Consider the following 11,283-nt stretch of genomic DNA (forward strand, 5'->3'; position numbering starts at 1 on the left):
ATGAACTTAAAATTAATTTAAAACTAAAAAACAAATATAAATTTATTAACTTACTTTTAGATTTCCCAAAAGCATATGGTAAATAAATCTGACTCTAGCTTTAAATAAGAACAAAGAAATTAAAAACAAAACAGACCATAGTAGGGTACTCGTAAGGAAACTGACATGATAAAATTGGAATAAAATAGACAATGATACATATTGAAAAAGTATTACATATACTCTTATTCTAGGAAATGATTGCCAAAGAAACACACTTGACTCAGTCCGTACCATAAAAAAAATGACAAATGATATTAATGTTGCAATAGCAGCACCTGAAGCTCCGAAATCGGGAATGAGTATAATATTCAAGATTACATTTAATAAAAGCGAGACCACAGAAGCTAAAATTGAAAAAGAGGTACGTCTAGAAATACCAATACCGACCTGCGTCACTTCGGAAAGCATATATATCAATGGCACTCCGACACACGCCACAAATAAATAATTTAAAAATTGATAATCATCAGGAACAAAATAGACTAAAATAAATGAAAACATACCTAACAACGACCATACAAAGCTAAGAAACAAAGTCATACATTCAATTGACATTATAATCTTAGGCATTTTAACACCTTCATTTACCCAGCGATACACCAGTGGATGCCACATACTAGAAAATATGGAGGAAAAAATACCTGTTACACTAGCAAAACCAAGAGCAACAGCATAAACACCAACTTCATGTAAAGTAGATAATGACTTCAATGCATAACGATCTAAGGTTGTAAGACCTGTATAAGCTAAACCAGAAATAATCAGTGGCAGTCCAAAGCTAAGCATTTTTTTCAGCATATTCAAATCAAAGTTTAATTTTAATATATTGAAAACACCCTTATCAACGAAAAATAACATCACAAGTGTCGAAGAAAGGACTGATAGAAAGAATGAGTAAATTAAATACCTGAATTCAAATATTTTAAACACATAAACAGTCATTAGTATAAAAATGAATAACGTAACCCGTGGGACAAGTATAGTCAGTGAATAAATAAAACCTCTCTCTTCCATCCTAAATAAATAGCCTAGCTGATTATTTAGCATAAAAAGGCATAATGACATAGCTATTAGAACAGAACTTATATCGTCGTCAAAATCAAGTAAAAGAGTTGTCACTGGCGTGAAACAGAAAATAAGTATTAACAATGGAAAGAAAATTACATTTGGCAACATCATAAATCTAAATAGATCAGGTTTATTATCACACTCGTGGTACTCTCTAACAAATGCCTGCTCTAAGCCAAGAGAAAACAAAATAACACCAATAGCAATACTTACTTGAAGAATTGAAAATCTACCTAAATCTTCTACAGAGAAAAAATTAGCAATCAAAGGAAGAGTTATAAATGAAAATAAAGCACCACCTATAGGGCCAAAAGAATAAGATAATATCTTTTTGAACATCATTGAAATACCTGAACAGTTATCATATCAATCAAACATCACTTATCAGAATAAAAGTTGTTTTGTTTACTAATCGTTGATTCTAAAGAAAATAAATCATTTGCTAAAGTTACATTGCCATTTAAATTACAAATATCTAGATTAATATTCTCGTAATCAAATATATCAAAACCTAAAGATTCCAAATAAGCCCAACTAGTACTACTTGGATTCAAGTAAACTTTCACACCTAGAGATAATAAGTTCAAAATATTCCCCATACCCTGCTGCCCATCATGCCCGAAAATTGCGACATCCATCCTAGATAAGAATATTCTATATTCATTAGGTTCAAGAAATTCTTTTAATATCTCTACATTAACCTTACCTAACTTTTCCAGAGCGTAGGATTCAATATATCTAGCATATTCTGAATCTCCATAGGATAAAGGGATATAATACTTAATGTTAGTATGGGCACTATTCAAATAAGATAGACGGTCTATTATCACTTGATGTGCATTTCGCTTTATAGCCGATGCTCCAATCATTATATTAATTTTTTTTGGTGCAGTGGCAAATTCTCTTTTATCTCCGATAACAATGTTGCTAGGATAAAAAGACCCAACGTTAATCAATTCCGCATTAAGATTATTTGACTTCTTTCTTGCCAAATCATAATCGTCAACAAGATAAGTAATAAATCCATGCATTACCTTTAGGAATCTCATTGAGAAATAATATATTATTTTACTTTTATAACTATTATTTTCTATAAAGTGAACCTCCCCTCCCCACAAAGCTAAATAATATTTAGACTTAAACAACTTCAAAAACAAAGGCATCAACATTATATAATACGTTGCCGGTAAAGTATGAAAAACTACCTTGTCATAACTTTTTATAACATATATCAACCTTAATACATCAAATATAGAACTTTTTAATATCTTGAAATTATGTCCTCCACCTAAGCCTGAATTATCACCAATAAAAATAAAATCATGTTCAGCGCCTCTTGCATGTTCTGTTAGCATAGATGCATAATCTGGAACGAATTTATTTCTAAAAGTATTACTATTATTAGCTACATGAAGGCATCGAGGATTAACACTCACTTTACATTACCTTAGAGTTTTTGGTGGGAGTAAACAAAAAACTATATTTATAAATTATGTTATAAAACCAATGTGGCTAAAATAGTTTCACAAATTTTATCCACTTGATCATTAGTTAGTTCATAAAACAAAGGTAAACGAACCAAATTGTCAGTAAAAAAATCAGAATTAGGTAGCTTACTTTCTATACTATGGTTAAAATTTTGATAGTACTCACTATTATGAAGTGATAAATAATGAAATACGGCATGGATTTCATTATTTTTCAAGTGCTGGATCAATGCTGTACGCTGCTCTAAATTTTCGCACACTAAATAAAACATATGAGCATTATTTGTTGAATAGTCAACAACGTTTGGCAATTGTATTTTACTATTTTTAAGTGGCGTACTAAGATTATCGTAATAGCGTTGCCAAATTTCTTTGCGTCTACCTTGAATTGTATCAATATTCTCCAACTGAGCAAAAAGGTATGCTGCAATAATATCTGATGGCAAAAAAGATGAACCAATATCTACCCAACCATATTTAGCCACTTCACCGCGAAAAAATGAAGATCGATTAGTACCTTTTTCACGGATAATTTCAGCACGATGAATATATTGCTCATCATTAATAACTAGTAAACCACCTTCACCAGCAATAATATTTTTAGTTTCATGAAAGGAGAAAGTCCCAAACGTACCGATACTACCAAGCGGTTTACCCTTGTAATAACTATCAATAGCTTGGGCTGCATCTTCTACTACAGGGATGTTATGTTGTTTGGCAATCGCCATTATCGCATCCATATCACAGGCAATACCAGCATAATGAACTACTACAATAGCTTTTGTCTTCGGTGTGATTAACTTAGCTATTTGTACAGGATCAATATTGGGATGGTCAGGATAACTATCGGCGAATATGATATTCGCTCCACGTAAAGCGAATGCATTCACAGTTGATACAAACGTATAAGAAGGTGCAATTACCTCATCATCAGGTTGAATATCTAGCAGAATTGCGGCCATTTCCAATGCATCGGTGCATGAAGTGGTCATCAACACTTTTTTAAAACCATAACGTTGTTCAAAAAACTCATGACATTTTTTGGTAAATAAACCGTCACCAGAGATTTTTCCTGATGCAACAGCTTGGGCGATATAAACTAATTCCTTACCATGGAGATATGGCTTATTAAAGTTAATCATATATAATTCTTATTGGTTAAGTGTTTTATAAAATCGGTTGTATTGGTTGTAAAATGCATTTTCAGTTAAAAAACCTTTAACTATAGATTCATTAACATCTATTGAAAAACCAAGCATTTTATTAAATCTAATCGCTCGCTTATTATCTAGAAGAATTTCAGATTTTGCTGAACGTATAAGTTTATTTTTAAAAGCCCAGTCATACATAAGAAAAACAGCCTTCGAAGCGAGCATACCATTAAGAAATTCTGCTGCACATAGAAAAACGCCCCCTTCACCAACACCATCTTCATCTATGTTTTTTATGTTACAACAACCAACTAACACTCCGTTACTTTCAATAATAAAATAATGATTTTTTTCTTTATCAAGAGTTTTAAACCATTCTTGCTGACTTTCTGGTGTAATTGCAACTCTTTGCTGCATGAATGCTTGAACAAAATCACTATTCCGCCAATCCCTTAAAATATCTAAATGATGATGGGATAAAGCGTGTAATTTAATACCAAAACCTTGTATCAACATAAATACCACACATTAACACCATTCAATAATACAACCAGCCCAAGAATACCCAACCCCAAATCCACAAATAAGTAACCTATCATTCGGCTTCAGTTTATTTTCATCGAGCGCTCTTTCAATTCCTAATGGAATAGTTGACGAAACAGTATTTCCATATTCTTCATAGGAAACTAAAAACTGCTCATCAGTAAAGCCAGTCTTGAGACGTAATTTATCAAGCATAAACTTATTCGCTTGATGAAAAATTACTCGTTCTATTTGTGATTGGACTAAGTCAGCAGCTCGTAGAATATCCTGTATTGCTTTAGGCACAGTTTTCAGAGTGAATGTGAGGATCTCTGCACCATTCATATATAAATTACATGGTGCACGTTTATTTCCACTTGAATCTTCAACTTCCGTGAATGATGCATTACATATTGGATCTCTTGACCCGCCATGCGGGACGATAAGATTAGCGGCGCCCTTTCCATCAGTACCGAATTTTACACTGTGAATAAAATTGCTAGTTCCCAATTTACCTTGCACCAAAGTTGCGGTAGCAGCATCACCAAATAATGTTCTAACACTCTTATCATTTGCATTGATATAGCGAGAATATAGCTCTGAGGTTATCAATAAGACATTACTGGCTTGATGCGATTCGATTAAAGCCTTAGCCATGCTTAAACCATACACATAACCAGAGCAGCCTAAATTAAAATCCAATGCACCAGCCGTGGTAGGTATTCCAAGCTCATGTTGCACAATACAAGCCGTCGTAGGTAGCACATAATCTGGGCTTTGCGTACATAACAGCACATAATCAATCTGTGATGCTTCAACATTATATTTCGTTAACAGGCTGTTAGCTGCATTTATTGCCATACTAGAGCAGCTTTCATTTTTTGACGCGATATACCGAGTGCGTATGCCAGTTTTTTCATATATTTTTTCGACACTCCATTCTGGATACTCCTCCGCCAACTGTTCATTGCTGAGACAGTTTTTTGGCAAATAAGATGCTACCCCAGAAATAAATGCTCTCATACTTAGCCTTTTACTGGGCACTGTAACCTCCATCCACAAATAAAGTTGTGCCCGTTATCCATCTTGATAAGTCACTGCTCAGAAAACTGGCAGCGTAAGCAACATCTTCGGGTTTACCAAGTCCTAATGGGTGTTTATTAACTATTTTAGCCAACTGGCTGTCTGTTAGTTGCTTAGAAAAATCCATCATCATTTCCGTTTCAACCAAGCCAGGTGCGAGACAATTTACTCTTATATTTAATTTCGCCAATTCCATAGCTAACGATTTTGACATTCCCTCAAGCGCAGCCTTACTTGCTGCATAAGTTGTATTTGCAGGCTCACCACAAGTTGCGGCAACTGAACTTAAAAAAATGACACTTGAACTTATTGCGTTAAATTTTCCACGCCTTCTGAAGTTTTTCACAAGGAACTGTGCACTTTTAACGTTTATATTAAAACATTCATCAAAATCCTTTTCTTTTAATGCTTGGAGAGGTAATGTTTTCATAATACCAGCGCAATGAACTAGTCCATCCAATGGTCCTGCAACACTAACGACCTGATCCATAAAATTTTTAATATCATTTTCAGTACATAAGTCTGCAATAATTGCGAAATGACTATCACCTGTTAGTGAATCTAATGTCTGACTCAGTCTGACTTGATTTCTTCCAGAAATAACTAATTTTGCACCCTGAGTACTAAAATATTTAGCTATTTCTCGACCAATACCAGAGGAAGCACCTGTTATTAAAATAGTTTTATCACTAAGCATATTATTTATCATTAGCTAACACCTCGACTGGCAATAATAATGTATTACTTAAGTCACACATAACTGCTCCCCAAGAAAGACCAACACCAAAACCAACCAATAATGTTTTCTTATATCTAGCTTGTTTTCTGGCACAGAGTGTCACGGGAATAGATGCACAACTTGTATTACCATATTCATTGATACTTATTGCAACCTGCTCAGGTTTAAAATTAGATTTTTTTAATAAATGTTTTATCATAAAATGATTAGCCTGATGATAAATGCAGACATCAATATCGTCGGAATCGATTTTTAAATCATGCAGGAAACTATTAATTAAAGCAGGCACTGTCTTTAAAGTAAATGTAAATACCTCTCCTCCATTCATTTCAAGATAGGCATTATTAGCGCCACGAGTTGCATCACTACTAATTTGCTCACGGGCAACTATACTTTGCCAACCTGCGCCATCACTGCCTAACTCAAAATTAATTATACTATCAGCTTCATATTCTAAGGCCGTTGCACTGCCTGCATCTCCAAACAATAATTCTGTACTTCTATCACCTGGTTTTATAATTTTACTGATAGTATCGCCAGCCAAGAGTAATATTTTTTTTATACCAGCATTCACCAGACTAGCAGCGACTTGTAGTCCATAAACATAACCAGAACAACCAAGATTAATATCAAATGCTAAGGCCGTTGACGGTAACCCAAGTTTACTTTGCAATATACAAGCTGTAGCAGGTAATTGATAATCTGGTGTCTGTGATACAAATATTAATGCTCCAATCTCTTGCACATCCCAATTTAATTCTTCTATTAACCGCTTTGCTGAATGCAGGCAAAGATCCGATGCAGTTGTTTGAGCATCAACAATATAGCGCGTTTCCACACCAATACTTGCAATAAGTTTGAGGGTTTCTTTATCGCCGTACACCTGAGAAAAATCAATATTATTGACTTTTCTATTTGGCACGGTACATGATATCCCTTTAATCGAAATATTTTTTATAGCGAGCATCAGAAACCCTCAACAATCTATTATTTGACCAAACTAATCAAGTCAGCAACTGTTTTAACAGAGCTTAATTCAGCAGGAGATATAATCTGGTCAAAATTAGAGTCAATCTCTGAAATAAATGTCACAACAGCTAACGAATCCCATACAGTTTCATCAAGCTCTGTTTCTATGGTAAGTTCTGCAGCATCCGTTTCTAGGATATCTGCGATAATCTCGATTATTTTTTGTACGTTACTCATTTTATTCTCCATTGATATATAAACATAGTACTTAAGGCAAATTAGATTTAACAAGTGTTGTTAAATAATGTCCATAGCTATTTTTTTCCATTTGTTTCGCAGATTTTATCACTTCTTCATCCGCCAACCAGCAATTTCGCCAAGCTATCTCTTCCAAACAAGCAATTTTATAACCTTGCCTCTTTTCAATAGTTTCAACAAATGAAGCGGCCTCTAATAGGCTTTCATAAGTGCCTGTATCTAACCAAGCAAAACCACGTCCTAAAAGCTCTACGTTTAATTCACCCATATCCAGATAAGCTTGATTAATACTAGTAATTTCTAATTCGCCGCGTGATGATGGCTTAACATTCCTTGCAATATTCACAACTTGATTATCGTAAAAATATAAGCCTGTCACTGCATAATTAGATTTGGGTTTTATGGGTTTTTCTTCAATACTGATGGCCTTTTGATTTTGATCGAATTCAACCACACCAAAACGCTCAGGATCTTTAACTTGATAGCCAAATACTGTTGCTCCCGTTGATCTAGCAGCAGCTTTTTTAAGTATGGGTGAAAAACCTTGTCCCCAAAAAATATTATCCCCAAGGGCTAAACACACACTATCGCTGCCAATAAACTCTTCACCAATAATAAATGCTTGCGCTAAACCATCAGGGCTTTGCTGCACGGCATATTGCAGATTTATGCCAAAGTCACTGCCATCACCAAGGAGACGTTGAAATGAAGATTGGTCCTCAGGCGTAGTGATAATTAAAATTTCCCGTATCCCTGCCAGCATTAGTACAGAAATGGGATAATAAATCATGGGTTTATCGTAGACAGGTAATAGCTGTTTCGAAACCCCTTTAGTAATCGGGTACAAACGAGTACCAGAACCGCCAGCGAGAATAATTCCTTTCATAGTAAAATCAGTTCCTAGATAAAGAGATCCTAGGTTTAAAGAAAAACTAGGACATAAAACAAAATAATAAAAGAGATTAAATGCCTAAACGCTCTCGCTGATAGCTACCATCTTGGACATGCTGACACCACTCTTGATTCGCTAAATACCATTCAATGGTTTTACGAAGGCCTGTTTCGAAGGTCTCTTCTGGTTGCCAGTTAAGCTCATTACTCATTTTCGTAGCATCTATGGCATAGCGTCGATCATGGCCGGGTCTGTCTGTGACATAAGTTATTTGCTCGGCGTAAGAAGTATCTTTAGGCATTAGAACATCTAAAATACTGCAGATGGCCTGTACCACTTCAAAATTCTGCTTTTCGTTATGACCGCCAATATTATAGGTTTCACCGACTTTGCCACTTGTAACAACTTTATAGAGTGCACGAGCATGGTCTTCTACATATAGCCAATCACGGATCTGATCACCTTTGCCATAAATAGGTAATGGCTTTCCTTCTAGTGCATTAAGGATCACTAGCGGGATCAGTTTTTCAGGGAAGTGATAAGGACCATAGTTATTGGAGCAATTAGTCACTATGGTAGGTAAGCCATAGGTACGTAACCATGCACGAACTAAGTGATCACTTGATGCTTTAGAAGCTGAATACGGACTGCTAGGAGCATAAGGTGTTGTTTCGGTGAAAAGAGTTAACTCTTCTGGAGTCTCAACTTCATCTGGATGAGGTAAATCGCCATAAACTTCGTCAGTAGAAATATGATGAAAACGAAAAGCTTTCTTTGCTTCTGTCGATAACTCGCTCCAATATGAACGCGTTGCTTCAAGGAGCGTATATGTACCAACGATATTGGTCTGAATGAAATCTGATGGGCCAGTGATTGAGCGGTCAACGTGGGACTCTGCCGCTAAATGCATTACCGCATCAGGTTGGTACTTATTAAAAACTCTATCTAGCTCTACTCGATCACAAATATCCACTTGTTCGAATGCGTATCGTTGATTTTTTTCAACACTAAGTAGTGATTCAAGATTGCCAGCATAAGTTAACTTATCAACATTAATCACACTATCTTGAGTATTGTTGATAATATGTCGAACAACTGCAGAGCCGATAAAGCCAGCGCCACCTGTAACCAGAATTTTCACTAAAAAATACCTCGATAAAATATAAAATGTAACGCTTGCGAGAATTAGAAAGCGGTTAACAGAACGCTTCGCGGCTAGAGCGGGGGCTACGCCCTGCTAGAAAAAGCAGAGCGTCGCTCGATAACTGCTCCTGCGCTCTTATTAAAAAGCGTGCTACCTCCTGCATCTGACCACGATGGATGGTGGAAATGTCAGATTTTGTATGGAACAAAATTGACCATGCAGTCGTTCGCTTCTTCTAGAGTCTAGTGCAGCGCTTTTTACTGCGTCCTAAGCGTCTTTTCTTACAAAATGCCTTACCAGCACTAGCATCACCCCGAGCATACCGCCGAACAGTGTGCCTAATACGCAAATTAATGCACGTTTAGGCTTTGCTTTTTCTTCAGGCACTAGAGCAGGGTCAATAGTTTTAAAAACGTATTCATCACGCACTTCGGCAAACATAATGGTTTTAGCTTGTTCTTCTACTAACTTATACAAAATGGTTCTGATGTCTGCCACATTAGTTAAAGCAATTTGTTTATTTAAAAACTCACTACTACGATTCGCCTCAGCTACATCGCGGTCTTTCATTACTTTATTAATATCTTGGATTAACCAAGCAACCCACTGCTGCGCAACAGCTGGTGATAAATGCTCAACTGAAATAGTGACCATTCCAGTTTCTTTCGCTTTATTAACAGCAATCATTTTGCTAAAGGCTTTATAAGCCTCTTGCATTGATGGCTCAGGTTTAAATGGCGCTTTAACTTCACGCACCCAAGTATTGGTTTGCTCGTTATATAGCTCAGGATCATAGATAAGTTTATCTGCATCCCTATCCCATTTTTCAGCAGCCATTAAATCGGCAAGGATATTGTGCTTTTGAATAAACTCGCTGGTAAATTGGCGAGACTTTAATACTTGAATTGCCAATTCAGTTTTATCAGTACCACCTTTACCACCGAGATTTACACCAGCAAGGCTAGCTAAACCGCCAAACTGAGACGCTAACGCACTTAAACCGCCACCTTGCTCTTCAGATGCAGGCGCAAGCAGGGCTTCAGATTTATAGATATTTGGCTGTTTTATGGCAAAAATAACTGCACCAATAGCGAATACAGCTGTAATGGCAATGATTAACCATTTGCCTTGCCAGATGACAGAGAATAATTCACGAAGATCGATTTCGTCATCGCTTGTGGTTTGAGGGAATTGCGCGTCTGTTTTATATGTATTTGGATTTTGAGTAATTTGTGTGTTCATTGGTTCTTCAGATTCTAGATTCTAGTACGCTGCGCGGCGAGAGCGCTGCGCTGCTATAAAGGCAAAAGTTAAAAGCAGAGCGGGCTGCGCCCTACTAGAGCGCTACGCTCTTAGATTCTAGATTCTAGATTCTAGAGCGAGCCTGCGAGCGTCCTAGTAGTTGCGAAGCAACGTTCTAGAGGCTGAAGGCCGTCCTAGAGACACGCAGTGGCGTCCTTCTTTGCTTTTACTCTTACTTTGCTTTTGTTTGATAATTGCACCTAAGATTTTGGCTAATTCTTTTGCCTCTTGGACCATAAGTAATGCGGGTTCCCTTGCCAAATATCCAACTTCAATACCTATATAGAGTTGAGTGACTAACTCACCTAAAGAGCCTTTGGCGTAGTACAAAAAGCGAATTTGCTCTTTTAGTGTTTCACCCTCTTCACCTTATTCGGTACATATATGGACACCTCGAATAGATCAACCACTTTTTGAGTAACAGAAAGTAATACTGCGTACGTATATCCGACCTGTTTGTGAGAATCTTTGTTCTCTGGCCTTAATGAGAACCGCGCCTTTGCTGCTTATCGTCCTTTCGGAGTCATATGCTCCTTGTACTCTCTCAGCATCTGCAAAGGCCGGTATTACCTGTTACTTCATTATCTGTAGTCGTGTTTTTGGGGTGAGTTTAATACTCGATTTTT

General features: G+C 36.4%; 11 protein-coding genes and 1 pseudogene. All 12 read right to left on the reverse strand.

The features are described 5' to 3' along the window. Positions 1–45: 45 nt before the first annotated feature. Positions 46–1,452: an oligosaccharide flippase family protein gene (locus L5L94_RS13165; RefSeq protein ID WP_263163535.1), complete on the reverse strand. Its 1,407-nt coding sequence runs from the start codon at positions 1,450–1,452 to the stop codon at positions 46–48. Between the two features lie 35 nt (positions 1,453–1,487). After that, positions 1,488–2,546 carry a TDP-N-acetylfucosamine:lipid II N-acetylfucosaminyltransferase gene (locus L5L94_RS13170; protein WP_263163537.1) on the reverse strand — a complete coding sequence of 353 codons (1,059 nt, stop codon included), beginning with the start codon at positions 2,544–2,546 and terminating at the stop codon, positions 1,488–1,490. Positions 2,547–2,605: 59 nt separating this feature from the next. Then, positions 2,606–3,739: a dTDP-4-amino-4,6-dideoxygalactose transaminase gene (rffA, locus tag L5L94_RS13175; protein ID WP_263163538.1), complete on the reverse strand. Its 1,134-nt coding sequence runs from the start codon at positions 3,737–3,739 to the stop codon at positions 2,606–2,608. Positions 3,740–3,748: 9 nt separating this feature from the next. Further along, complete coding sequence (locus tag L5L94_RS13180) at positions 3,749–4,264, reverse strand: GNAT family N-acetyltransferase (protein ID WP_263163540.1); 516 nt, start codon at positions 4,262–4,264, stop codon at positions 3,749–3,751. A 12-nt stretch (positions 4,265–4,276) separates the two neighbouring features. Continuing rightward, positions 4,277–5,293, reverse strand: coding sequence for a 3-oxoacyl-ACP synthase III family protein (locus tag L5L94_RS13185; protein WP_263163542.1), 1,017 nt, complete (start codon positions 5,291–5,293; stop codon positions 4,277–4,279). Between the two features lie 10 nt (positions 5,294–5,303). Next, positions 5,304–6,062, reverse strand: a complete 759-nt coding sequence (locus L5L94_RS13190; protein ID WP_263163544.1) for an SDR family NAD(P)-dependent oxidoreductase — start codon at positions 6,060–6,062, stop codon at positions 5,304–5,306. Continuing rightward, positions 6,052–7,059 (reverse strand): ketoacyl-ACP synthase III, encoded by a 1,008-nt coding sequence (locus L5L94_RS13195; protein WP_263163545.1) that lies wholly within the window; start codon positions 7,057–7,059, stop codon positions 6,052–6,054. The genes L5L94_RS13190 and L5L94_RS13195 overlap by 11 nt, the downstream gene beginning before the upstream one ends. Before the next feature lie 20 nt (positions 7,060–7,079). Continuing rightward, a complete protein-coding gene (locus L5L94_RS13200) occupies positions 7,080–7,298 on the reverse strand; it encodes an acyl carrier protein (RefSeq protein ID WP_168824422.1) in 219 nt (72 codons plus the stop codon). A 31-nt stretch (positions 7,299–7,329) separates the two neighbouring features. Beyond that, the gene (gene rfbA / locus L5L94_RS13205) at positions 7,330–8,205 is read right to left on the reverse strand and encodes a glucose-1-phosphate thymidylyltransferase RfbA (protein WP_263163548.1); all 876 of its coding nucleotides are present in this window, start codon (positions 8,203–8,205) and stop codon (positions 7,330–7,332) included. A 76-nt stretch (positions 8,206–8,281) separates the two neighbouring features. Further along, positions 8,282–9,352 carry a dTDP-glucose 4,6-dehydratase gene (gene rfbB, locus L5L94_RS13210; protein ID WP_173497657.1) on the reverse strand — a complete coding sequence of 357 codons (1,071 nt, stop codon included), beginning with the start codon at positions 9,350–9,352 and terminating at the stop codon, positions 8,282–8,284. A 270-nt stretch (positions 9,353–9,622) separates the two neighbouring features. Continuing rightward, positions 9,623–10,597, reverse strand: coding sequence for a Wzz/FepE/Etk N-terminal domain-containing protein (locus L5L94_RS13215; RefSeq protein WP_263163550.1), 975 nt, complete (start codon positions 10,595–10,597; stop codon positions 9,623–9,625). Between the two features lie 153 nt (positions 10,598–10,750). Continuing rightward, positions 10,751–11,014, reverse strand: a pseudogene (locus L5L94_RS13220) (four helix bundle protein); the annotation flags it as partial. Positions 11,015–11,283 lie beyond the last annotated feature (269 nt).

Source organism: Shewanella sp. SM21 (assembly GCF_025654335.1).
GTDB classification, from domain to species: Bacteria; Pseudomonadota; Gammaproteobacteria; order Enterobacterales; family Shewanellaceae; genus Shewanella; species Shewanella oncorhynchi.

Bases quoted from the DNA above. Each gene is read 5' to 3' on its own strand.
- L5L94_RS13165 (WP_263163535.1), bottom strand. From the start codon at position 1,452: ATGATGTTCAAAAAGATATTATCTTATTCTTTTGGCCCTATAGGTGGT.
- rffA (WP_263163538.1), bottom strand. From the start codon at position 3,739: ATGATTAACTTTAATAAGCCATATCTCCATGGTAAGGAATTAGTTTAT.
- L5L94_RS13180 (WP_263163540.1), bottom strand. From the start codon at position 4,264: ATGTTGATACAAGGTTTTGGTATTAAATTACACGCTTTATCCCATCAT.
- L5L94_RS13185 (WP_263163542.1), bottom strand. From the start codon at position 5,293: ATGAGAGCATTTATTTCTGGGGTAGCATCTTATTTGCCAAAAAACTGT.
- L5L94_RS13190 (WP_263163544.1), bottom strand. From the start codon at position 6,062: ATGATAAATAATATGCTTAGTGATAAAACTATTTTAATAACAGGTGCT.
- L5L94_RS13195 (WP_263163545.1), bottom strand. From the start codon at position 7,059: ATGCTCGCTATAAAAAATATTTCGATTAAAGGGATATCATGTACCGTG.
- L5L94_RS13200 (WP_168824422.1), bottom strand. From the start codon at position 7,298: ATGAGTAACGTACAAAAAATAATCGAGATTATCGCAGATATCCTAGAA.
- rfbA (WP_263163548.1), bottom strand. From the start codon at position 8,205: ATGAAAGGAATTATTCTCGCTGGCGGTTCTGGTACTCGTTTGTACCCG.
- L5L94_RS13215 (WP_263163550.1), bottom strand. From the start codon at position 10,597: ATGAACACACAAATTACTCAAAATCCAAATACATATAAAACAGACGCG.